19 protein-coding genes are annotated in these 21,758 nt (G+C 62.2%); 14 read left to right on the forward strand and 5 right to left on the reverse strand.

The window, feature by feature from the left end; translation table 11 throughout:
- Positions 1 to 3 precede the first annotated feature (3 nt).
- The 4 genes from F759_RS0113880 to dsbD all read left to right on the forward strand — a co-directional run bounded on the left by F759_RS0113880 (position 4) and on the right by dsbD (position 4,089).
- The gene (locus F759_RS0113880; RefSeq protein ID WP_006052226.1) at positions 4 to 981 is read left to right on the forward strand and encodes a DNA-directed RNA polymerase subunit alpha; all 978 of its coding nucleotides are present in this window, start codon (positions 4 to 6) and stop codon (positions 979 to 981) included.
- 171 nt (positions 982 to 1,152) lie between these two features.
- Positions 1,153 to 1,545: a 50S ribosomal protein L17 gene (rplQ, locus tag F759_RS0113885; protein ID WP_006052227.1), complete on the forward strand. Its 393-nt coding sequence runs from the start codon at positions 1,153 to 1,155 to the stop codon at positions 1,543 to 1,545.
- A gap of 359 nt (positions 1,546 to 1,904) precedes the next feature.
- On the forward strand, positions 1,905 to 2,237 hold the full coding sequence (gene cutA / locus F759_RS0113890) for a divalent-cation tolerance protein CutA (protein WP_036024371.1): 333 nt from the start codon (positions 1,905 to 1,907) through the stop codon (positions 2,235 to 2,237).
- On the forward strand, positions 2,230 to 4,089 hold the full coding sequence (gene dsbD / locus F759_RS0113895) for a protein-disulfide reductase DsbD (protein ID WP_027800374.1): 1,860 nt from the start codon (positions 2,230 to 2,232) through the stop codon (positions 4,087 to 4,089). Before cutA ends, dsbD begins: the two co-directional genes overlap by 8 nt.
- 159 nt (positions 4,090 to 4,248) lie before the next feature.
- On the opposite strand, the gene hemB is transcribed toward dsbD, so the two are convergent.
- A complete protein-coding gene (hemB, locus tag F759_RS0113900) occupies positions 4,249 to 5,247 on the reverse strand; it encodes a porphobilinogen synthase (RefSeq protein WP_027800375.1) in 999 nt (332 codons plus the stop codon).
- A 267-nt stretch (positions 5,248 to 5,514) separates the two neighbouring features.
- On the reverse strand, positions 5,515 to 6,168 hold the full coding sequence (gene yihA / locus F759_RS0113905) for a ribosome biogenesis GTP-binding protein YihA/YsxC (protein ID WP_027800376.1): 654 nt from the start codon (positions 6,166 to 6,168) through the stop codon (positions 5,515 to 5,517).
- A gap of 217 nt (positions 6,169 to 6,385) precedes the next feature.
- Between yihA and F759_RS0113910 the strand changes: the two genes are divergently transcribed.
- The 5 genes from F759_RS0113910 (at position 6,386) to msrQ (ending at position 12,470) form a co-directional block, all read left to right on the forward strand.
- Positions 6,386 to 7,039, forward strand: a complete 654-nt coding sequence (locus F759_RS0113910) for a c-type cytochrome (RefSeq protein ID WP_027800377.1) — start codon at positions 6,386 to 6,388, stop codon at positions 7,037 to 7,039.
- A 116-nt stretch (positions 7,040 to 7,155) separates the two neighbouring features.
- Positions 7,156 to 9,354 (forward strand): cytochrome c biogenesis protein ResB, encoded by a 2,199-nt coding sequence (locus F759_RS0113915; protein ID WP_027800378.1) that lies wholly within the window; start codon positions 7,156 to 7,158, stop codon positions 9,352 to 9,354.
- Between the two features lie 4 nt (positions 9,355 to 9,358).
- Complete coding sequence (ccsB, locus tag F759_RS0113920; RefSeq protein WP_027800379.1) at positions 9,359 to 10,570, forward strand: c-type cytochrome biogenesis protein CcsB; 1,212 nt, start codon at positions 9,359 to 9,361, stop codon at positions 10,568 to 10,570.
- 182 nt (positions 10,571 to 10,752) lie between these two features.
- Positions 10,753 to 11,748 carry a protein-methionine-sulfoxide reductase catalytic subunit MsrP gene (gene msrP / locus F759_RS0113925; RefSeq protein ID WP_027800380.1) on the forward strand — a complete coding sequence of 332 codons (996 nt, stop codon included), beginning with the start codon at positions 10,753 to 10,755 and terminating at the stop codon, positions 11,746 to 11,748.
- An 11-nt stretch (positions 11,749 to 11,759) separates the two neighbouring features.
- Complete coding sequence (gene msrQ, locus F759_RS0113930; RefSeq protein WP_209440486.1) at positions 11,760 to 12,470, forward strand: protein-methionine-sulfoxide reductase heme-binding subunit MsrQ; 711 nt, start codon at positions 11,760 to 11,762, stop codon at positions 12,468 to 12,470.
- Positions 12,471 to 12,563: 93 nt separating this feature from the next.
- Here msrQ and lysA read toward each other — a convergent pair whose 3' ends face one another.
- Together lysA and F759_RS0113940 are read right to left on the reverse strand one after the other, a co-directional pair.
- Positions 12,564 to 13,826 (reverse strand): diaminopimelate decarboxylase, encoded by a 1,263-nt coding sequence (gene lysA / locus F759_RS0113935; RefSeq protein WP_027800382.1) that lies wholly within the window; start codon positions 13,824 to 13,826, stop codon positions 12,564 to 12,566.
- A 9-nt stretch (positions 13,827 to 13,835) separates the two neighbouring features.
- On the reverse strand, positions 13,836 to 14,189 hold the full coding sequence (locus F759_RS0113940; RefSeq protein WP_027800383.1) for a lipoprotein: 354 nt from the start codon (positions 14,187 to 14,189) through the stop codon (positions 13,836 to 13,838).
- A gap of 35 nt (positions 14,190 to 14,224) precedes the next feature.
- Here F759_RS0113940 and cyaY point away from each other — a divergent pair, with 35 nt between their 5' ends.
- Positions 14,225 to 14,542, forward strand: coding sequence for an iron donor protein CyaY (gene cyaY / locus F759_RS0113945; protein WP_027800384.1), 318 nt, complete (start codon positions 14,225 to 14,227; stop codon positions 14,540 to 14,542).
- 123 nt (positions 14,543 to 14,665) lie between these two features.
- On the opposite strand, the gene F759_RS0113950 is transcribed toward cyaY, so the two are convergent.
- Positions 14,666 to 17,059: a penicillin-binding protein 1A gene (locus F759_RS0113950; protein WP_027800385.1), complete on the reverse strand. Its 2,394-nt coding sequence runs from the start codon at positions 17,057 to 17,059 to the stop codon at positions 14,666 to 14,668.
- A gap of 254 nt (positions 17,060 to 17,313) precedes the next feature.
- Between F759_RS0113950 and pilM the strand changes: the two genes are divergently transcribed.
- The 4 genes from pilM to F759_RS0113970 are packed head-to-tail and all read left to right on the forward strand — an operon-like array spanning position 17,314 to position 21,723.
- A complete protein-coding gene (gene pilM, locus F759_RS0113955; RefSeq protein WP_027800386.1) occupies positions 17,314 to 18,306 on the forward strand; it encodes a type IV pilus biogenesis protein PilM in 993 nt (330 codons plus the stop codon).
- Positions 18,303 to 19,043, forward strand: a complete 741-nt coding sequence (locus F759_RS0113960) for a PilN domain-containing protein (RefSeq protein ID WP_027800387.1) — start codon at positions 18,303 to 18,305, stop codon at positions 19,041 to 19,043. The genes pilM and F759_RS0113960 overlap by 4 nt, the downstream gene beginning before the upstream one ends.
- Positions 19,040 to 20,011, forward strand: coding sequence for a hypothetical protein (locus tag F759_RS43315; RefSeq protein ID WP_027800388.1), 972 nt, complete (start codon positions 19,040 to 19,042; stop codon positions 20,009 to 20,011). The genes F759_RS0113960 and F759_RS43315 overlap by 4 nt, the downstream gene beginning before the upstream one ends.
- The gene (locus F759_RS0113970; RefSeq protein WP_027800389.1) at positions 20,011 to 21,723 is read left to right on the forward strand and encodes a type IV pilus secretin PilQ; all 1,713 of its coding nucleotides are present in this window, start codon (positions 20,011 to 20,013) and stop codon (positions 21,721 to 21,723) included. Before F759_RS43315 ends, F759_RS0113970 begins: the two co-directional genes overlap by 1 nt.
- Positions 21,724 to 21,758: the final 35 nt, after the last annotated feature.

A 21,758-nucleotide genomic window follows, 5' to 3' on the forward strand; every position in this document is an offset into this window, starting at 1 on the left:
CCTATGCAAACCAGTTTGTTGAAGCCCAAGATCATCGCAGTTGAATCGCTGGGCGAAAGCCACGCGAAAGTGGTCATGGAACCGTTTGAACGCGGTTACGGCCACACCTTGGGTAACGCGCTCCGGCGCGTGCTGTTGTCGTCGATGATCGGCTATGCGCCGACTGAAGTGACGATTGCAGGCGTCGTACATGAGTATTCGACGCTCGACGGTGTGCAAGAGGATGTGGTCAACCTGTTGTTGAACCTGAAGGGCGTGGTGTTCAAGCTGCATAACCGTGACGAAGTGACGGTTACGCTGCGCAAGGAAGGCGAAGGCGTTGTTACCGCCGGCGACATCGAGCTCGCGCATGATTGCGAAGTGATCAACCCCGATCACGTGATTGCGCATCTGTCGAAGGGCGGCAAGCTCGACGTTCAGATCAAGGTCGAGAAGGGCCGCGGTTACGTGCCGGGCAACGTGCGTCGTTATGGCGAAGAGTCGGCCAAGATCATCGGCCGTATCGTGCTTGACGCGTCGTTCTCGCCGGTTCGCCGCGTGAGCTACGCCGTTGAAAGCGCTCGTGTCGAACAGCGTACCGACCTCGACAAGCTCGTGATGAACATCGAAACGAACGGTGTGATCTCGCCGGAAGAAGCGATCCGTCAATCGGCTCGCATTCTGGTCGATCAACTGTCGGTGTTCGCTGCACTGGAAGGCACCGAAGCAACGGCTGAAGCGCCGTCGCGCGCGCCGCAGATCGATCCGATCCTGCTGCGTCCGGTCGATGATCTCGAATTGACGGTTCGTTCGGCGAACTGCCTGAAGGCTGAGAACATCTACTACATCGGCGATCTGATCCAGCGCACGGAAAACGAGTTGCTCAAGACGCCGAACCTGGGCCGCAAGTCGCTGAACGAAATCAAGGAAGTACTGGCGTCGCGTGGTTTGACGCTCGGCATGAAGCTCGAAAACTGGCCGCCCGCTGGGCTGGACAAGTAAATCGGCGCTTCGTCCCGGGACAGAGCCCGCCGCTGCACTGGCAAAGACGCGGATTTTCCTTTAAAATCCGCGTCTTGTCTTTTTTTACTACCGGCCCGTGCACTCGCTACTTCGCAGTAGATCGAGCGCGATAGAAGAGCTGGACCAAAACTCTGAATCGAAGGAATTAACATGCGTCACCGTCATGGTCTGCGGAAACTGAACCGCACGAGCAGCCACCGTCTGGCAATGCTCCGTAACATGTCCAACTCGCTGATCGAGCACGAAGTCATCAAGACCACGCTGCCGAAGGCGAAAGAACTTCGTAAAGTTGTCGAGCCGCTGATTACGCTCGGCAAAAAGCCGTCGCTGGCAAATCGTCGTCTGGCATTCAACCGTCTGCGCGATCGCGACTCGGTCACGAAGCTGTTTGAAGTCCTCGGCCCGCGTTACGCTACCCGTCCGGGCGGCTACCTTCGAGTGCTGAAGTTCGGCTTCCGCGTCGGCGACAATGCACCGATGGCTCTGGTCGAACTGCTCGACCGTCCGGAAGTTGAAGAAGTTGAAGTGCAAGAAGCCGAGTAAGCTTCCAGGCGCGGAAAAGCCAGACGCCAAGTCTGGCTTAAGACTGCTGATGAACCCCACGTTTTTCGGAGCGTGGGGTTTTGTTTTTCAGGCGAGGCGAATGCTGCCGTTAAGCCCGACGGCGCTTGGCGCAGAAAGGCAATGCGTGCGATGGTGCTTCTCAACAGTTTTGGCGGCCCTGCGCAGCGCACAAAAACGCCTTGGGCTCGCCACGAGTAAAGTTTTCCGGCTCCGACAGCGGGTGCGCGTCGGCAAACCGCGCGACCAGATGCCGCACGCTTACGCCCGAGCTGCCTGCGGTGCCTTAAGGCTAGGTGATACGATATCGGCACCCGAATCGTGCTTTGCTGGAGCTTTCTGTGAGCGTGAGCATTACTTTGGTCCTGACGACGGTGCCCGACGCAGCCGTAGCTCAGAAGCTCGCCGCGGAGGCGCTGGCCGCGCGGCTGTGTGCGTGCGTCACGCAACTGGGTGCCGTGCAGTCCAGCTACCACTGGCAGGGTCGCGTCGAAACGGCAGAAGAAATCCAGTTGCTGTTCAAGACAAGCGCCGCACGCGCACTCGAGCTTGAGCAGTACATTCAGACGCACCACCCGTACGACACGCCGGAAATTCTATCGTGGCAAGCAGTTACCTCTGCCGCCTATGGTCAGTGGATCATTGCTGAAACCCAACGCCCTCTACATGTTTAACGGTCCACATCGGCGCGCGCTTCACGCGTTTCGCGTCGCATTTTTCGTGCTTGCCTGCGTGGTTCTCGCACAATTCGGCACGCCCGCTCGTGCGGTGGACGACTTCCTCGATCCGGCCGTAGCGTTCAAATTCAGTGCGAGCGAAAAGCCAGGCGAAGTCGACGTCACGTACAAAATCGCTGATGGCTATTACATGTACCGCGAGCGTTTCGCGTTCGCCACCCGCAACGGAAACGCGACTATCGGCGAGCCGCAGTTGCCTGCCGGCCATATCAAGTTTGACCAGACTTTCAACAAGGACGTCGAGACTTACCGCAACGAGTTGACGATCCGCATTCCGGTAAAGCAAGCGGCAGCAGGGTTCGATCTGGCCGTTACAGCGCAAGGCTGTGCGGACGCTGGCATCTGTTATCCGCCGATGGAGCGCGTCTATCACGTAAGCGGCGCCGCACTGCAACCGGCGGCCAGCGCAGCCGCGCAGCAATCCACGGCGAGCGATACGCCCTGGTACGAGCGGGCGACCAGCGCGGACTATGCGCAATCGCTGCTGCAAGGCGGCGGTTTCCTTGCGATTATCGGACTGTACTTTGTCGCGGGCATGGTGCTGAGCTTGCTGCCTTGCTCGTACCCAATGATTCCGATTCTTTCGGCGATCATTATCGGCGAAGGCGCACGAGTGACGCGCGCGAGGGGCTTTGCGCTATCGCTGGCCTATGTAATCGGGATGGCGCTCGTCTACACCGCACTCGGCATTGCAGCCGCGCTCGTTGGACAAAGTCTCGGCGCGTGGTTGCAGAATCCGTGGGTGTTAGGCGCGTTCGGCGTACTGCTGACGATTTTCGCGCTCACGTTGATTGCAGGTTTCGACATCACGTTGCCGCAACGCTGGCAGCAAGGCGTTTCGCATGCGTCGGCCCAACGCTCGGGCGGTAAGTTCGCAGCCGTTGCCGCGATGGGCGCGCTGTCTGCGCTGGTGGTGGGCGCCTGCATGACTGCGCCGCTTTTCGCGGTGCTGGCCTTCATCGCGCATACGGGGAATGCCGTGCTCGGCGGCGCCGCACTGTTCTCGATGGGCCTTGGGCTTGGCGTGCCGCTGTTGATCATCGGTTTTGGGGCGGGAACCCTGCTGCCGCGCGCCGGCGCATGGATGGACGGCGTCAAGGTATTGTTCGGCGTTGTGCTCCTCGCGGCGGCGCTGTGGATTGTCTGGCCGGCGCTGGGAGCAACGGCCGGCATGCTCCTGAGTGCGCTCTGGCTATTGATCGCTGCCGCATCGCTGGGCCTCTTTTCAGCGCCTTTGGCGCAAGCGTCGATATGGCGCCGGCTTGGCCGCGGTATCGGCGCCGCTCTGGCCGTTTGGGCGGCAGTGTTGCTCGTCGGAGTTGCGGCGGGCTCGTCGGATCCTCTGCGCCCGCTGGCGGTGCTTGCGTCGCGCGGCGCAGCGCCAGCGGCCGAGCGTGCGTCTGGCGTGCCTCAAACTGCGTCGCAGGGCGATCTGGCGTTTCAGCCGGTGCGTTCATCGGTCGAACTGGATCAGGCCGTTAAAGCCGCCGCACAGCCCGCCATGCTCGACTTTTACGCCGACTGGTGTGTCAGTTGCAAAGAGATGGAGAAATTCACGTTCAGCGACCCGCGCGTCCGAGCGAAGCTAAAGCAGATGAACCTGCTGCGCGCCGACGTCACCGCCAACAATCCCGACGATCAGGCGCTGCTCAAGCGCTTTGGTCTTTTCGGCCCGCCAGGGATTATCTTTTTCGACCGCGGCGGCAATGAGGTGCTGCGCGTCGTCGGTTATGAGTCGGCCGACAAATTCCTGCGCACGCTAGAACGGGCGAGCCGGCCGCAGGCGTGATGTCATGACCGTATGAATGAACTGGGCTCGCGTGCGAACCCGTAAAAAACGGAGGCGTGACTGAAAGTCCGCCTCCGTTTTTATTTTCAGCGCCCCCTGATCTCGCGGATGAGTCGACGCGCTGCGTCCGAGAGAACGCGTCGCGTATTGAGCGCGGAACTACTTCTGTGAGCGCAGAATCCGCGCAGCATCCAGCGCGAAATAGGTCAGAACGCCGTCCGCACCTGCGCGCTTGAAGGCGAGCAGAGATTCCATCATCGCCTTGTCGTGATCGAGCCAGCCGTTCTGGGCCGCGGCCTTCAGCATCGCGTACTCACCGCTGACCTGATAGACGTACGTGGGAAACTGGAACTCGTCCTTCACGCGGCGCACGATATCCAGATACGGCATGCCTGGCTTGACCATCACCATATCGGCGCCTTCGTCGATGTCCGCCTGTACCTCGCGCAGCGCCTCGTTCGAATTGGCCGGATCCATCTGGTACGTCATCTTGTTGCTTTTGCCGAGGTTCGTCGCCGAGCCGACTGCGTCGCGGAACGGCCCATAAAACGCCGACGCGAACTTGGCCGCATAAGCCATGATGCGCGTGTGGACATGATCTTCGCTTTCGAGCACTTCGCGGATTGCGCCAATCCGGCCGTCCATCATGTCCGAGGGCGCCACGATATCGACGCCGGCTTCCGCTTGCGCGCGCGCCTGCTCGATCAGGATGTCGACGGTCTCGTCGTTGATCACGTAGCCGTTTTCGTCGAGCACGCCGTCCTGGCCGTGGCTGGTGTATGGGTCCAGTGCGACGTCCGTGAGCACGCCCAGATCTGGGAAATGCTTCTTCAGCTCGCGAACCGCGCGCGGAATCAGGCCGGCCGCGTTGGTCGCTTCGCGGCCGTCGGGCGTCTTCAGCGACGGCTCAATCGCCGGAAACAGCGACAGCACGGGCACCCCCAGTTCGACGCATTGCTCGGCGACTTTTATCAGCAGATCCACCGAGACGCGCTCGACGCCAGGCATCGACTGAACGGCTTGCCGCACGTTAGTGCCTTCGACCACGAAGACGGGGTAAATCAGATCGTTGGTGGTGAGAATATTTTCGCGCATCAGGCGGCGCGAGAAGTCGTCGCGGCGCATGCGGCGCGGACGGTAGTGCGGGTAGAAGCTCATGTGGGATTGAAGATCGTGGATGTCTTGACGTAGGGCAGTGACGCGAGCGGTGCTCGGAGAGCCGGCGCCCACTCACGGAAACTTTTCAAGACAATGGTATATCATACCGATCGAGCAAGGCGCTTGGCGCTGACCTCCCCGCTTCTCCTCCCTGAGCGGGTGCCTGTCGTTTTTCGATTAGGCTGTTTGACCCGCCGTTAAAGCGGCGGGTTTTTTTATGGGCGGCTGAAATAGCGCGCTCAGGCTCGGCAAAACCGTGCCGCGCTTTTACTGCGCAGCGTCCGTTTCGCCCTTCATTTCGGGGATGAGCCAGCTTTCAACCAGCTCGTGTGCTTCGTCGATACCCACTCGCTTGAGCGCCGAAAAGAGCTGCGCGGTCAGTTCGCCCTGATAACCCGCGGCCCGATACTCGGCAAAACCCTTCTGCGTCGCGCGCAACGCGCTCACGCATTCCTGGCGCGTCAATTTGTCGCATTTGGTCAGCAGCGCGTGAATCGGCTTGCCGGTCGGCGCGAACCACTCGATCATTCGCCGGTCGAGATCGGTCAACGGGCGGCGCGAATCCATCATGAGGATCATGCCGCGCAATTGCGAACGCGATTGCAGGTAGGTGGAAAGCAGTGCCTCCCAGTGGGCCTTGGCTGCGCCAGGCACTTCCGCATAACCGTAGCCCGGCAGATCGACCAGATGGGCCGTCGGTTCGTCGGCCTTGCCGACGGAAAAGTAGTTGATGTGCTGAGTGCGTCCGGGCGTTTTACTCGCGAAAGCCAGCCGCTTCTGATTGCACAGGATATTGATCGCCGTCGACTTGCCCGCATTCGAGCGCCCCGCAAAAGCAATCTCAGGTTGAGCGGTGGCCGGCAGATCGCGCAGGTGATTGACGGTCGTGAAAAAGCGGGATTGGTGGAGCAGGAAGGACATGATCAGACCGGATTTCGAGACGCCGGGGAACCCGGAGTGGGGACGGGTCAAGCCCGACTGGCGTCTTAGCGATTAGCGAGTTATTGTACAATACGATGGTTTACTGAAAACCTGAGGGGGCCAGCCCGCGTGCCTCGGCGGCTCCTGGCGGTCACTTGGGTCGCCGTCGTATTGTGCAAAACCTCTAAAATCCCACAAGACGAGACAGGGTGTGCGAATGAATCGACTGTGCAAGGCTCTGATGGTTTTTCATGTAGCAGCAGGTCTTTCAGGTTTGGCAATTCAGGCACGAGCAGCAGATCCGGCGAAGCCGGACATCAACCGGGGGCAGGCAATCGCAGTGCAGGTTTGCGCGTCGTGTCACGGCGCAGACGGCAACAGTGCGGGCGGCGCATACCCCAAGCTCGCGGGTCAGCATCCCGACTACCTCGTCAAGCAACTCAAGGATTTCAAGCCGCAGCCCGGCGCCAAGCAGCCCGCGCGCAACAATGCGATCATGACGGGTATGGCAGCGGCGCTGTCCGATCAGGATATGGTCAACGTCGCCGCCTATTTCGCGACGCAGGCTCAGAAGCCGGGCTATGCGCACAATAAGGACACGGTGCCGCTCGGGCAGAAGATTTATCGAGGCGGCATCGCTGACAAAGGCGTGCCGGCCTGCGCGAGCTGTCATGGACCCACGGGTCAAGGTATTCCGTCGCAATACCCGCGCTTATCGGGGCAATGGGCGGAATACACCGTTGCACAACTGAACGCGTTCACCCAGGGTCCGGGCGCGCGCAATAACAACGAGGCGATGCACGCTGTCGCATCGCGTCTGTCGGACAGTGAGATCAAAGCTGTAGCCGATTACGTCGCGGGCTTGCACTAAGAGGTCCGCGCGCAACTGCAACCGGCCCGCCGAGGCCGGTAAAAAACAAGAAAAGGGTGGGGGCGTCGTGTCTACGAACGCCCTTCACCCTTTTTTGCTGTTCAGTCGGAGTATGAATGAGCGTCACCACGTCGGGTTTGCAGTCGAAGTCGAGCAATCGCATCGTGCGCAGCGTCGTCGAAGTATTGAGTTCGATGCGTTTTGCCATTGCGCTGCTCGTGATTCTGTCTATCGCCAGCGTTATCGGCACTGTCCTCACGCAGGACGATCCCTATCCCAACTACGTCAATCAGTTCGGCCCGTTCTGGGCTGACATCTTCCGCGCGCTGAGCTTGTACACGGTCTACAGCTCGTGGTGGTTCATGCTGATTCTGGGTTTTCTAATGGTGTCGGTGTCGCTGTGCGTGATCCGCAACGCGCCGAAAATGATCGCCGACGCGAAAAGCTGGAAAGACAAGGTCCGCGAAGCCAGCCTCCGCGCGTTTCATCACAAAGGCGAATTCGCGGTGCACGGCACACGCGCGCGGACGGCCGCGGTGCTCGCGAAACTATCGGGCAAGCTCGGCTATAAGTTCGTTATGCGCGAGTCCGACGGCGCCACGCTGATCGCGGCGAAGCGCGGCGCGTTGACGAAGCTCGGCTACATTTCCGCGCACATCGCGATCGTCGTGATTTGCCTCGGCGGCCTGCTGGACAGCAATCTGCCGATCAAGCTGCAAATGTGGCTGTTCGACAAGTCGCCGATCCGCGCGAACACGGTGATCAATGACATTCCGCCGGAACATCGGCTGTCGCAATCGAACCCGACATTTCGCGGCTACGCGTGGGTGCCGGAAGGCCAGCACGTATCCACCGCGATCCTGAATCAGCCGGACGGCTCGCTGATCCAGGACCTGCCGTTTTCGATCGAGCTGCAGAAGTTCATCGTCGATTACTACTCGACGGGCATGCCGAAGCTGTTCGCAAGCGACATCGTCGTGGTGGATCACAAGACCGGCGCGCGCGTGCCGGCTCGCATCGAAGTGAATAAGCCGTTCGAGTACGACGGTGTGTCGATCTATCAATCGAGCTTCCAGGACGGCGGCTCGCAAATGCAGATGACGGCCTACCCGATGACCGGCCCGAGCGCGAAAACCGCGCCGTTCGGCGGGACTATTGGCGGCAATGCGCCGCTGAGTTCGGCCACATCGCTCGCCGACGGGCAGACGGTCGAGTTCACCGATTTCCGTGCGATCAACGTCGAAAACATCTCGAACGGCAGCGGCCAGACCGATGCCCGCGGCGTCGCCGCGCATCGCTCGCTGAAGGAAGCGTTCGACGAGCGGCTCGGCTCCGGCGCGAAGACCTCAAAGCCGCTGGATCTGCATAACGTCGGGCCGTCGGTACAGTACAAAGTGCGCGACAAGGACGGTCAGGCGCGCGAGTACAACAACTACATGTTGCCGGTGGCGGTTGCAGGAGAACGCTTCTTCCTCGCGGGCATGCGTCTGAATCCCGACGATCCGTTCCGCTATTTGCGCATTCCGGCCGACAGCGGCGGAACCGTCAATGAGTGGATGAATCTGCGCGCCACGCTGGAGAACCCGGCAATGCGGGCGCAAGCCGCTCACCGCTTCGCGCAGCGCTCGGTGCCGCAAGCGAACACCGAACTGCAGCAGCACCTCGAAGAAAGCGCGCTGCGCGTGTTGACCCTTTTTGCCGGCGCGGACAGTTCGGTCAAGATGCCGAACGGCCAGCCAGTGGGCGGCTTCCAGGCGATCGCCGGCTTTATCGACCATTCGGTGCCGAAAGGCGAGCAGGAAAAGGCCGCAGGTCTGTTGCTGCGCATGCTCGAAGGCTCGATGTGGGATCTCTGGCAACTGTCGCGACAGCAACTCGGCGAACCCGAAGCGCAGGCCAACGCGGATGCAAGCCGCTTCGTCCAAAGCTCGATCAATGCGATATCCGACAGCTTTCTGTATGGATCGCCGGTCTACTTGCAGCTTGACTCCTTCAAGCAGGTGCAAGCCTCGGTATTTCAGCTGACGCGCGCACCGGGCAAAAAAGTCGTGTATCTTGGCAGCCTGCTCCTCGTGTTGGGCATCTTTTCGATGTTCTACGTCCGCGAACGGCGCCTCTGGTTCTGGCTCAAAGATACTGAGCAGGGCACACATGTCGTGATGGCCATGTCGAGCGCCCGCAAGACGCTCGACTTCGAAAAAGAGTTCGTTCAGACGCGCGAGGCGGTCGGCGCCGCGCTGGGCGCCAAGCTCATTGATGCATCGCCCGGCAACGCCGGCGCGCCGTCCGCAAGCTCACAAGATTCGACCCGGTAATATCATGGACTTGACGCAGGTTTCTTCATCTTCTCCTTCATCCTCCCGGCCCTCCAAGGCGTCGGCAGACGAAGCGTTCAATGTTGCCCAATTCGACGAGCGGCCGTTCCTGAAACGGCTGGGTATCGTGGACTGGCTGTTCGCGCTTGCGATGGTCGCGGGCGCCGGGTTCGCGCTGTCGCGCTATCACCCGTTCATGAATTACTACGACAAACTGGTGCTGGTGTGCGCGGTGCCGGTGTTCGTCGTACTGGGCTGGCGCTGGAAACCCGTTCGTCCGCTAATGGTGGGCATTGCGGCGCTGTCGCTGCTAGCTATTCAGATCTATCACGGCGATTTGAGCCGCGCCGACAGTGCGTTTTTCCTGAAATATTTCCTGTCAAGCCAGTCCGCGATTCTGTGGATGAGCGCGCTTTTCGTGTTCGCCACCGTTTTCTACTGGATCGGCCTGCTGTCGCGCTCGCCCACGGGCGCCGCGATCGGCTCGAAAATGACCTGGGCCGCCGTGCTGATGGGCTTCGTCGGCCTGATGGTGCGCTGGTATGAGTCGTATCTGATCGGCGCGGACGTCGGCCACATTCCCATTTCGAACCTGTACGAAGTGTTCGTGCTGTTCAGCCTGATCACCGCGCTCTTCTATTTGTACTACGAACAGCACTACAACACGCGCGCGCTCGGTGCGTTCGTGCTGCTGGTAATCAGCGCCGCTGTCGGCTTCCTGATGTGGTATTCGGTCGCCCGCGACGCGCAGCAGATCCAGCCGCTGGTTCCGGCGCTGCAAAGCTGGTGGATGAAGATTCACGTGCCGGCGAACTTCATTGGCTATGGCAGCTTTGCGTTGTCGGCAATGGTCGCCGTCGCGTATTTGACGAAGGAGCGGGGTGTGCTGGCCGACCGCCTGCCGGCGCTCGATGTGCTCGACGACGTGATGTACAAGTCGATCGCCGTCGGCTTCGCGTTCTTCACGATTGCGACAATTCTCGGCGCGCTGTGGGCAGCGGAAGCTTGGGGCGGCTACTGGAGCTGGGACCCGAAGGAAACGTGGGCGTTGATCGTCTGGCTGAACTACGCGGCCTGGCTGCACATGCGTCTAATGAAAGGCCTGCGCGGCGCGGTTGCAGCATGGTGGGCGCTGACCGGCCTGCTGGTGACGACCTTTGCGTTCCTCGGCGTGAACATGTTCCTGTCGGGGCTGCATAGTTACGGCAAGCTGTAATATCCGCCGTACTCAGCCGACAAAGAACCGCCGCGTGCTTCGCACCGGCGGTTTTTTTATGGCTGGCGGAATATTTGCGCATCGAATGTGTTCGTCATAAGAGTACGCATGGATGGCTCAACGAGCGATCATCACACGGCCCCGTTAGATGTCTGAAGCGGCGGCCGGCAAGGAGCAGCACGATGTGGATCAAGCGAAGCGACAGGATGCAAGTCACCGGCGACGATATCGCCCGCAGCGAAATCACGCCGCAGCACATTTTCGAGAACCGGCGGCGCGTGTTGCAGGCGGCCGGCGCATTGGCGCTCGGCAGTCTGATTGGCGTGAACGGCGAAGCGCTGGCGGCCTACACGTCGTCCGATCCGAAGGCGCAGAAACTGGCGGCGAAGACGAATGCAAAGTTCGTCGCGCTCGACAAGATCACCCCGTTCAAAGACATCACCACCTACAACAACTACTACGAGTTCGGCACTGATAAATCCGATCCGGCGCAAAACGCGGGAACACTGCGTGCGCGTCCGTGGAAGGTGAGCGTCGAGGGTGAGATCAAAAACCCGAAGGTTTACGACATCGACGAATTGCTCAAGCTCGCGCCGCTCGAGGAGCGCGTGTACCGGTTGCGTTGCGTCGAAGGGTGGTCGATGGTGATTCCGTGGATCGGCGTGCCGCTCTCCGAGTTGATCAAACGTGTGCAGCCGACAGGGAACGCCAGATACGTGCAGTTCATCACCCTGGCCGACCCGTCGCAGATGCCCGGACTGTCGACGCCGATACTCGACTGGCCGTACTCCGAAGGTCTGCGCATGGATGAGGCGATGAATCCGCTCACTTTGCTGACCTTGGGCGTGTACGGCCAGGTGCTGCCGAATCAGAACGGCGCGCCGGTTCGCGTGGTCGTGCCGTGGAAATACGGCTTCAAGAGCGCGAAGTCGCTCGTGAAAATCCGCTTTGTCGAGAAACAGCCGGCGACGAGCTGGAATACCTATGCGTCGAGCGAATATGGTTTCTATTCGAACGTGAATCCGAATGTCGACCATCCGCGCTGGAGCCAGGCGACCGAGCGGCGCATCGGCGAAGACGGCTTTTTCACGCCCAAGCGCAAGACGTTGATGTTTAACGGCTACGGCGATCAGGTCGCATCGCTGTATCAGGGCATGGACCTGAAGAAGAATTTTTGAGCGACCTGACGATGGCTTTCGATACTCAAACCGTCGCTCGCACGGAGCGCAATGCGCCGCGAGACAAAGCACGCACGGCGCCGCCGGCACCCGGGCCGGCAAGGCGGACGAGCGCCGGTTCGCGCTGGGTCGCGCCCGCGAAGATCGCGGTTTTTATAGCGGCGTGGTATCCGCTCGCGCGCATCGTGCTGTTCGGCGTGACGGACCGTCTTGGCGCGAACCCGATCGAGTTCATCACGCGCTCAACGGGCCTTTGGACGCTCGTGTTTCTCTGCATCACGCTGGCTGTGACGCCATTGCGCCGGCTGACAGGCGTCGCGGCATTCGTGCGTTTTCGCCGCATGCTCGGGCTGTACGCGTTCTTCTACGCGACGCTGCATTTCACGACGTATCTGTGGTTCGACAAGTGGTTCGATGTGGCGGAGATCATCAAAGATATAGGCAAGCGGCCGTTCATTACCGTCGGTTTTGCGGCGTTCGTCCTGCTGATCTCATTGGCCGCAACGTCGCCGCGCGCGATGGTGCGCAGGCTCGGCCGCCGCTGGCAGACGTTGCACCGCGCAATCTATGTCATCGGCGCGCTGGCGATTCTGCATTTCTGGTGGATGAAGGCGGGCAAGCACGACTTGATCCTGCCGAAGATCTACGGCGCGATCATGCTGGCGTTGCTGGGTTGGCGTCTGATTGTATGGTTGAGAGAGCGGCGGCTGAAGCCGCGCTGACTGCGCACACACGCAGGTGTTAACGCTAACGAAAAAGGCGATGCCACAATGATGACATCGCCTTTTTTATGCCCAGCCGATTTTCGGCTTTGGTTACGCCGGCAAAACCGTTTCGCCCGCGAACAATTGCTGGACTTCTTCTCGCGCACGAACAACATGCGCTTGTGTACCATCAACCATCACCTCCGCTGCACGCGGGCGGGTGTTGTAGTTCGAGCTCATCACGAAACCGTAGGCGCCCGCCGAACGAATCGCGAGCAGGTCGCCCGGCCCCACCGAGAGCAGCCGCTCGCGCCCGAGCCAGTCGCCGCTTTCGCATACTGGTCCGACGACGTCGTACACATGCGCTGGGATTTCCCGCTTAACGACGGCGTCGATAGCGTGGTACGCCTCGTACATCGCGGGGCGGGCGAGATCGCTCATGGCCGCGTCGACGATTGCAAAGTTCTTCTCAGCGCCCGGTTTCAGAAATTCGACGCGCGTGAGCAGCACGCCGGCATTGCCGACCAGCGAGCGGCCCGGCTCGAAATACACTTCACGATGGCCGTGACCGCGCGCCTCGATACGATCGAGCACGGTGCGCACGAACTCGCCGATGTCCGGCGGCGTTTCGTCGTCGTAAGTAATGCCGAGGCCGCCGCCTACGTCGATGTGACGGATCGTGGTGCCGTCCTGCTCGATCTGTTCGACCAGTTCCAGAAGTTTGTCCACCGCGTCCAGATAAGGCGCGACTTCGGTGATCTGCGAGCCGATATGGCAGTCGATGCCGACCACCTCAAGGTGCGGCATGGCAGCCGCCGCCTGATACGTGGCGCGGGCATCTTCGAACGCAACGCCGAACTTGTTCGACTTCAGGCCCGTGGAAATGTACGGATGCGTTTTCGCGTCGACGTCGGGATTGACGCGCAACGAAACCGGCGCCTTCTTGCCCATTTCCGCGGCCACCGCGTTCAGGCGATCGAGTTCCGGAATCGATTCGACGTTAAAGCATTTGACGCCGGCAGCGAGCGCCTCCCGCATCTCGTTCGCGTGTTTGCCGACGCCGGAAAACAAGGTGTTTTCCGCTTTGCCGCCGGCCGCCAGCACGCGCGCGAGCTCGCCGCCCGACACGATGTCGAAGCCCGCGCCGAGACGCGCGAACACGTTCAATACCGCGAGATTGCTGTTGGCCTTGACGGCCACGTGCACGCTCGCGCGACGGCCGGCGCACGCGCCGGCGTAGGCGTTCCACGCGTCGGTGAGCGCGGCGCGCGAGTACACGTATAGCGGCGTGCCGAACTGTTCGGCGAGCGAAACGGCGGACACATCTTCGGCGTGAAGCACGCCGTCGACGTAGTCAAATGCGGGTCGAGTCATGCGAAGGTCTTATTGAGCGGGAGTGGCGGCGGAAGCAGGCTGTGAAGCCGACGCACCAGAAGCGGCGGATGCAGGAGACGCCGACAGTTCGTTCGCCGGTGCGAGCGAGAGCGGCGTGCCGGACGTGTCAGGAATGGAGTCTGAGTCGGACGCGGTTTCCGCGCCGGGTTTTACTTCATCAGGCGACGGCTGCGTGCGGTCGATGGGCTTGGCCGGCAACGGCGGCACCGTAGGCAAATAGAGCGAACCGCGTTGTCCGCAGCCGGCGAGCGAACCACCGAGCGCGCAACCTGCGAGAATGGCTAAACCCGCTACAATCGCGCGGCCGGGCGCCGCCGCGCGCATCCGAGATACGACTCGCATGACTGTCCCTGAATAATTAATCGATGGAGTTTAGCATGTCCGATAGTGATTACCTGACCCGCGCGGAGGCCGCGCTAGCCGCCATCGAACGCGCGCTGGACGACACCGAGGCCGACATCGAACTGGAGCGCAGCGGCAATGTGCTGACACTCGAATTCGCGAATCGCTCGAAGATCATCGTCAACCTTCAGCCGCCGATGAGCGAGATCTGGATCGCCGCGAAAGCGGGCGGTTTTCACTACCGTTTCGTCGATGGCGAGTGGCGCGATACGCGCAGCGGCAACGAGTTTTTCGCGGCGCTGTCGGAGTACGCGACCCAACAGGCCGGCGAGCCGGTTCACTTCGAAGCCTGATCGAAGCCTGATAGCAGTGCTCGAACGAACGGCACAGCGGACCTCGCTTCGACACGATAGAAAAAAGCCGCCGCGCAAGAAATTGCGCGGCGGCTTTTTTACTGGTGCGCGCGGGCGGTTGCGTCAGTGCCCGCGGAACAGATTCATGATGTCCTGCTTTTCCTGCTCGCCGACTTGTCCCGGCGCAGCCGACGCGGCGCTCGCTTCATCAAGTGTCGCCTGACTGATGCCGACCGTCGCGACGAAACCGTGGCCCGGCGTGAACTCGTCGAAATACAGTTCCGAGCCGAGCTCGACTACGCCGTCGGGCATCGGCATCTTGTAGTCTGGCACGCCTTTGAGCGCGCGCCCCATGTACTCGATCCACACCGGCAACGCGAGGCCGCCGCCGGTTTCCTTGTCGCCCAGACTGCGCGGGTTGTCGTAGCCGATCCACGCAATCGCGGTGAGCGTGTGCTGATAGCCCGCAAACCAGGCATCGCGCGAATCGTTCGTCGTGCCCGTCTTGCCGCCGAGGTCAGTGCGCTTGAGCACGTTCGACTTGGCGCCCGTGCCGCGCTGTGCGACGCTTTGCAGCAAGCTGTTCATCACATAGGCGTTGCGCGGCTCAATTGCGTGCGGCGCGCTCTGCTCGGCGATGAGCGGCTGCGCATGCGCGACCACGACGCCGCGCGGATCGGTGACTTCCGCGATCAGATACGGGTTGACGCGATAGCCGCCATTCGCGAACACCGAGAACGCGCCCGCCATCTGCAATGGCGTGACGAGGCCCGCGCCGAGCGCCATCGGCAGATAAGCCGGATGACGGTCCGCGTCAAAACCAAAGCGTGTGATGTACTGCTGCGCGTACTTCGTGCCGATGTGGTTCAGGATACGAATCGACACCAGGTTTTTCGACTTCTGCAACGCGGTGCGCATAGTCATCGGTCCGTCGAAACCACCGCCGTAATTCTTCGGCTCCCACGCCTGGCCGCCGGTTTCCGCGGCGCTGAAAAAGAGTGGCGCGTCGTTGATCACGGTTGCCGGTCCAAGCCCCTTTTCAAGCGACGCCGAGTAAATGAACGGCTTGAAACTCGAGCCCGGCTGACGCCATGCCTGCGTCACGTGATTGAACTTGTTTTTGTTGAAGTCGAAGCCGCCGACGAGCGCGCGAATCGCGCCGTCCTGCGGCACGACGGAAACGAACGCGCCTTCGACTTGCGGCAACTGCGTGATCGCCCACTCACCGTCGTCATTCTTGATGAGGCGGATAATCGCGCCGGGCCGCACGCGCTGGTTCGGCTGCGCGCGCGCGCTCAATGCGGATTGTGCGAAGCGCAGGCCGTCGCCTTGAACAGTTGCGACGTTGCCGTCGATAAACGCCGCCTGCACCTGCTTCGGACTCGCAGCGGTCACGACCGCGGCAATGATTTCACCGTTGTCCGGATGTTCGAGCAGCGCGTCGTCGATAGCCTGCTCGCGGTCGTCGGCGTCGGACGGCAGGTTGATAAACGCTTCCGGGCCGCGATAGCCGTGGCGCCGTTCGTAGTCCATCAAGCCTTTGCGCAACGCGCGATAGGCGACGTCCTGATCGGCGGAGTCGATCGTCGTGACCACGTTGAGGCCGCGCGTGTACGCCTCCTCGCGGTATTGCGCGTACATCATCTGCCGCACCATTTCCGCGACGTACTCGGCGTGCACGCTGAATTCCTTGCCGGCGCCCTTTACGACGAGCGCCTGGCGGCTCGCTTCGTCGTACTGCTGCTGGTTGATGTAATGCAGTTCGTACATGCGCTGAAGGATGTACTCCTGGCGTACCTTCGCGCGCTTTGGATTCACCACCGGGTTATACGCGGACGGCGCCTTCGGCAAGCCCGCCAGCATTGCGGACTCTGCCAGCGTCAGATCCTTCAGATCCTTGCCGAAGTACACACGCGCCGCGCTCGCGAAACCATAGGCGCGCTGACCGAGATAGATCTGATTCATGTACACCTCGAGAATCTGATCTTTGCTGAGCTTCGACTCGATCTTGTACGCGAGCAGCATTTCGTAAATCTTGCGCGTGTAGGTCTTCTCGCTCGAAAGGAAGAAGTTGCGCGCTACCTGCATGGTGATCGTGCTCGCGCCTTGCGTCGCATGGCCATTGGTCAGCGCAACAATGCCGGCGCGCGCGATGCCGGTCAGATCGACGCCGCCGTGGTCGTAGAAGCGCGCGTCTTCGATTGCGAGCACGGCTTTCTTCAGGCTGTCGGGTACATCCTGAATGCGGACGATGTCGCGTCGCTCCTCGCCGAATTCGCCGATCAGCACATGGTCGGCGGTATAGATGCGCAGCGGCACCTTGGGCCGGTAGTCGGTCAGTGCGTCGAGCGGGGGCAGGTTGGGCGTGGCGACGACGAGCGCATAACCTAGCACCAGCAGCACGCACACAATGCCCGCGACGATCAAGCCGAAAAAGCCCAGCAGGAGCTTGAGCCACAACGGGCGTTTGCGCTTCGGCGGCGCGGGCGGGACAGACGGGGGAGACGTGGATTGCATATAGGCACCAAAAAACAGTCCCGCGATTATAGCCGCCCAGCTTTTCAGCTTTCGGCAGGCTTACCGACAGTTCTTTACAAGCCTCGGCGCCGCGTGGATTGAGGCTTAACTGTAGCTGCTTTGATGCCCGCGAAGGGTGCCGCATTTCAACGTTAGCCATTTGGCTGAGTGTCGCCCGGCGGCGCGCTTACGCACAATTCTTCCTCGCTACTCGCGTTCGAATGGTTCGCCGCGTGAGCCTCAGGGAGGGCGTGATGAAGTTAAGAAATTCATGGCTGGAAGCCGTGCAGGTAGGTGTGCAGCGTTTCGCTGCCGGTATCGACGTGGGTACGCAGAGCGTGCGGCTCGTCGTGGTGAGTCAGCGTGCGCGCGCTTGCGCTTCGTTGCAGATCGAATATGCGCGCACCGTGCCGCTTCCTGCAAACGCGATGGCCGGCGCCGAGATCGCCGACCGGCAGGCAGTCGCTCGCGCGTTGCGCGACGCGTTTGCCGATCTGCCGCACTCGTGCGCGACGCAGGCGTTGCGATGCGCGATGGCGGTGCCTGCGTCGGCGACGTTGACCGCCACCGTGCCGCTCGCGCGGCTCTCGGCGCAAAGCGGTTGCGCGGAAGACGGCGGGCATGAACTCGCCGAACTCGAACCGGCGGTAATGAACGAAGTGGAACGCATTGCGGGACTCGAGCGGCATGCGCTGGCCGTCGACTGGTATGTCGACGACAGGCCGTCGCCGGTTCGCTCAGTGACGATTGCCGCGACCGGACGTCAGCACCTCGAAGCGCGGATCGAATGCGCGGCCGCCGCCGGCATCTCGCTCACGGCGATCGACGGCGAGCCGCATGCTGCGCTGCGCGCCATGCGCTACGCGGCCAGTCACGAGCTCGACCCACACGAACCGTATGTCGCGTTGTGGATCGGCGCGGACGGCGTGCATGGCTGGCGTCTTGTCGACGACAGCATCGCAGTTGAAATGCGTTACCCCGCGCCAGAGCATTCCGATCTCGCGGACGCATTGCGCGACCTCGTGCATGGCCCGGTGCTCGACTGCGCACTGGTGAGCGGCGAAGTGGAACTGCTCGAGGGAGTCGGCTTTTCGATTGCGGACATCGCGGACATATTGGGCTGCACGGTCTTGCCGTTCGAATGCGCGGCGCTGGGCGGAGTCGCTCCGCAATTGAACGATCTGCTTTTGCATGACGCCGCCGCGGCCGTCGCATTCGGACTTGCGTTACGCGGGGTGTTCGAATGAGCGCCGCGGTTTTCGACGCAGGGCGCCTGAACGCAGCGGCGCAATTACATGTCGCGCACGACATGCGCAGGCTGCACGCCGTTCGTCCGTTCAAACTTTGGCTCGGCGGCTTCAATCTGCTGCCTCACAGGCAACGCAAGGCCCGGCTCGCGCGCCGGCGATGTCTGTTTGCATGGACTGTCGCTGCGTTCGCCGGTTGCACAGCGGTTGTTGCGCTCGCTGGATACCAGGCGTTAGAGAAAGCGCGGCTCGATGCGCAGCGGGCGTCGGTCGAGCAATCGCTTGCACAACTCGCCGCGCCGCTCACGGAGCATGCGAGGGTGCTGCGGGCGCGCGACCAGCAACGCGATGAAGCCGCTCGCGCTAAACACCTGTCCGAGCCGCTCACGTATTTGCGCGACCTGCTCGATGTGCTGAGTTTCGAGCCCGGCGACGGCGTGTTGTTACAGCAACTTCGCCAGCGCGGGCACGAGACGGAACTCGCCGCGACATCGCGAGCGCATTTCGATTCGGCGCAGTGGCTCAAGCGTCTCGGGGCGATTCCCGGCGTTGCGGGCGCGGAGATGAGCGAGTCGCATCGCTCGTCGCCGCATGCCGATGCAAATGCTGGTTCGGCTGGCGCAATTGAATTCGGCGCTCGGCTGCGTTGGGAGGACTCCGCAAAAGACGTCGCCAGGGGCGCGAGCCTCGCGGCATCGTCGAAAGCAAAGGCCGATCAGATTGGAGGTTCGAAATGAGTACGACTTTTGCCGAATCCGGCGGATTGCTATACGCAAGCTTGTCGCTGTCGCATTGGTTCAAGCGTCTGCGCGCGCCGCTTCACACGTGGAGCCCGCGTCGTCGCTGGGCGGTTGCGTTGCTGATTGCGCTGGTCGTCTTCAGCGTTGGCGCGCATGGGTGGATCGTGGCCGACCTCGGGCGTCTTGAAGCGAGCCGCGCGGCATTGCAGGCGAGCGCGCAGCGACTCGCGGATGCGAGGCGCGTGGTCGCGCAATTGCCGTTGCTGCGCCGTGACGTCGCTGCGGCAGGTACGGTTAGCGTCTCGCCATCGCCATCGCCATCGCCATCGCCATCGCCATCGCCGTCGCCGTCGCTCGCGCGGTGGACGTCGGCCGACGACGTGCGCGTCGTCTCCGAACTCGCCGTGCAAAACGGCGTTGTGTTGCTGGCAGTCGAGCCCGGCGCTGCAAGCGGCGAGGGCGCTCAAAGCGAGCGTCCGCTCCAGATCGCCGCGCGCACAGACTTCGTTCACCTGATGTCGTTCATGCGCGGGCTGACAGAACTGCCGGTGCTGATGGTTCCGGTCGACGTCGTCATCAAGCGCGATGGATCTTCGCTGTCGGTAAGCGCGACACTGCGCGTGTACAGCGGCTTGCGCCCGGCGCCGGCCAGCCTCTCGGTACAGGAGCTCGCCGACGCGAGCCTCGATTCGGATGACGAAGAAGATGTCGTGTTCTTCGATCCGTTCTCGTCCGCGCAGATGCAGGCGTCAGCCGATCTGCCCGGGCTTGCGCAACTTCATCTGGTCGGATTGCTGCACGATCGCGTGCACGGTCTCGCATTGTTCGATACGCCGGACGGCGCAACTACTGTCGGGTCGGGGCAGCAGATCGGCGACGAGCGCGTTACACGCTTCGACGCGTTCAGCGTTACGCTCGCTAAAGGCGATGCAACGCGTACGCTTGAGCTCGCGGAGGCTTCGTGATGAACCCATCGAAGTTGTTGCACATGGACGCTCCGGCATTTATCGGTGCTGTGCCCTGCGTTCGTGCGTGCGTCCGAGCGGGGTTGTTGGTGAGTCTGTCGCTTGGCGCGGCGCTAAACGTCGGCGCCGCGCGGGCCGCGGTTCCATCGCTGCCTCCCTTGCCTGCCTACATGCCGCTCGACGATACGGTTGCATCGTCCGATTCGCCATACAATGCGCCGCCGCTGCCTCGCGGTGCGAGCGCCGAGACGTCGAACCCGTTTCGCGACGATTCCACGGACGATATCGCCGTCTCGCGCACGCCGACGCTGGCCCGGCAAAGTCGCGCGGACGATGCCATCGACGACGCCGACGGTTCAGTGCCTCTTGGCCGGCAATCGGTTGCCGGCGCCCGGGACGCCTTAGTGACGGGAGCGGCGCTCGAAGGCCCGCCGGTGCCCTTGCCGCCGCTCGTGCGCCTGAGCGGCGCGCCGAAGACTGCCGCCGACGCATCGCTCGCCGCCGACGACAAGCCGATCTCGCTGAACTTTCAGCGCGCTGAACTTGGCGCCGTTCTGAATGCGTTTGCGCAGTTCACCGGCTTGAACATCGTCGCAAGCGAGAAAGTGCGCGGGTCCGTGTCGCTGCGGCTCGACAAGGTGCCGTGGCGCGTCGCGTTCGATACGCTGCTCGACGTCAACGGCCTCGCGATGGAGCGCCACGGCAACGTGGTATGGGTCGCGCCGATTGCGGATCTGGCGGCGCGCGAGCGGCAGCGCTTCGAGGCCCACGCGCGCACCGCCGATCTGGAGCCGCTCGCGAGCCGTACGTTCGAGTTGCACTATGCGCGCGCCGAGGACGTGCGGCGCCTTCTGACCGGCTCGGGCAACCAGCGCGTGCTGTCCAGGCGCGGCGCGGTGACCGCCGATCCGCGCACCAATCTGCTGTTCGTGACAGATCTGGATGGCCGCCTCGCGCAAATTGCCGCGCTGCTTGCTTCCGTCGACCGGCCTACGCGGCAGGTGCTGATCGAGGCGCGCATCGTCGAAGGCGAGTATGGTTTTTCGCGCAACCTCGGCGTGCGACTGTCGATGGCCGGCACGAGCGCCGATGGCACCACGCGCGGCTTGAGCGGCGGCAAGGACGGTCTCGTCTATGATCTGTCGGCCAGACCCATCGCGGGCTTCGAAGCGGCGACGGCCGGCCTGACGCTGTTCGCGGCAGGCGCGACGCGGCTCCTGAATGTCGAACTGAGCGCTTTGGAAGCCGAGGGGCGCGGGCAAATCGTCTCAAGTCCGCGCGTCGTCACGGCGGACCGGATGAAAGCCGTGGTCGAGCAGGGCACCGAACTGCCTTATCAGGCGAAAGTCGGGCAGGGCGTGTCGGGCGTGCAGTTTCGGCGCGCGACGCTGAAGCTCGAAGTCGAGCCGCAGATCATGCCGGACGGCCGTGTCGTGCTGGACCTGGATGTTGCCAAGGACAGCGTCGGCGAACAGACCGACGCCGGGCCTGCGATCAATACCAAGCACGTGCAAACGCGCGTCGAGGTCGAGGATGGTGGTACGGTGTCCATCGGCGGAATTTACGCGACCGACGGCCGCGACGATGTGACCCGCGTGCCCGTCCTGGGCAAAATACCGGTTCTAGGCGCGCTTTTTCGCCATCGGGCTCACCGCGATCAGCGCAGCGAACTGGCTGTTTTCATCACGCCGCGCGTCGTTCAGACGAATTAGGCGCACGCTGCCGCCGCCCGAACGCGGCGGCGGGC

Origin of the sequence: Paraburkholderia dilworthii (assembly GCF_000472525.1) — a bacterium.
GTDB lineage: Bacteria > Pseudomonadota > Gammaproteobacteria > Burkholderiales > Burkholderiaceae > Paraburkholderia > Paraburkholderia dilworthii.

What these genes read in the sequence shown, in the direction of transcription:
- hemB (WP_027800375.1), bottom strand. Translation starts at nt 5,247, where the DNA reads ATGAGCTTCTACCCGCACTACCGTCCGCGCCGCATGCGCCGCGACGAC.
- msrQ (WP_209440486.1), top strand. Translation starts at nt 11,760, where the DNA reads ATGGCTTTCGATACTCAAACCGTCGCTCGCACGGAGCGCAATGCGCCG.
- dsbD (WP_027800374.1), top strand. Translation starts at nt 2,230, where the DNA reads ATGTTTAACGGTCCACATCGGCGCGCGCTTCACGCGTTTCGCGTCGCA.
- F759_RS0113940 (WP_027800383.1), bottom strand. Translation starts at nt 14,189, where the DNA reads ATGCGAGTCGTATCTCGGATGCGCGCGGCGGCGCCCGGCCGCGCGATT.
- cyaY (WP_027800384.1), top strand. Translation starts at nt 14,225, where the DNA reads ATGTCCGATAGTGATTACCTGACCCGCGCGGAGGCCGCGCTAGCCGCC.
- F759_RS0113960 (WP_027800387.1), top strand. Translation starts at nt 18,303, where the DNA reads ATGAGCGCCGCGGTTTTCGACGCAGGGCGCCTGAACGCAGCGGCGCAA.
- msrP (WP_027800380.1), top strand. Translation starts at nt 10,753, where the DNA reads ATGTGGATCAAGCGAAGCGACAGGATGCAAGTCACCGGCGACGATATC.
- F759_RS0113915 (WP_027800378.1), top strand. Translation starts at nt 7,156, where the DNA reads ATGAGCGTCACCACGTCGGGTTTGCAGTCGAAGTCGAGCAATCGCATC.
- lysA (WP_027800382.1), bottom strand. Translation starts at nt 13,826, where the DNA reads ATGACTCGACCCGCATTTGACTACGTCGACGGCGTGCTTCACGCCGAA.
- F759_RS0113880 (WP_006052226.1), top strand. Translation starts at nt 4, where the DNA reads ATGCAAACCAGTTTGTTGAAGCCCAAGATCATCGCAGTTGAATCGCTG.
- pilM (WP_027800386.1), top strand. Translation starts at nt 17,314, where the DNA reads ATGAAGTTAAGAAATTCATGGCTGGAAGCCGTGCAGGTAGGTGTGCAG.
- ccsB (WP_027800379.1), top strand. Translation starts at nt 9,359, where the DNA reads ATGGACTTGACGCAGGTTTCTTCATCTTCTCCTTCATCCTCCCGGCCC.
- F759_RS0113910 (WP_027800377.1), top strand. Translation starts at nt 6,386, where the DNA reads ATGAATCGACTGTGCAAGGCTCTGATGGTTTTTCATGTAGCAGCAGGT.
- rplQ (WP_006052227.1), top strand. Translation starts at nt 1,153, where the DNA reads ATGCGTCACCGTCATGGTCTGCGGAAACTGAACCGCACGAGCAGCCAC.
- yihA (WP_027800376.1), bottom strand. Translation starts at nt 6,168, where the DNA reads ATGTCCTTCCTGCTCCACCAATCCCGCTTTTTCACGACCGTCAATCAC.
- F759_RS0113950 (WP_027800385.1), bottom strand. Translation starts at nt 17,059, where the DNA reads ATGCAATCCACGTCTCCCCCGTCTGTCCCGCCCGCGCCGCCGAAGCGC.
- F759_RS43315 (WP_027800388.1), top strand. Translation starts at nt 19,040, where the DNA reads ATGAGTACGACTTTTGCCGAATCCGGCGGATTGCTATACGCAAGCTTG.
- F759_RS0113970 (WP_027800389.1), top strand. Translation starts at nt 20,011, where the DNA reads ATGAACCCATCGAAGTTGTTGCACATGGACGCTCCGGCATTTATCGGT.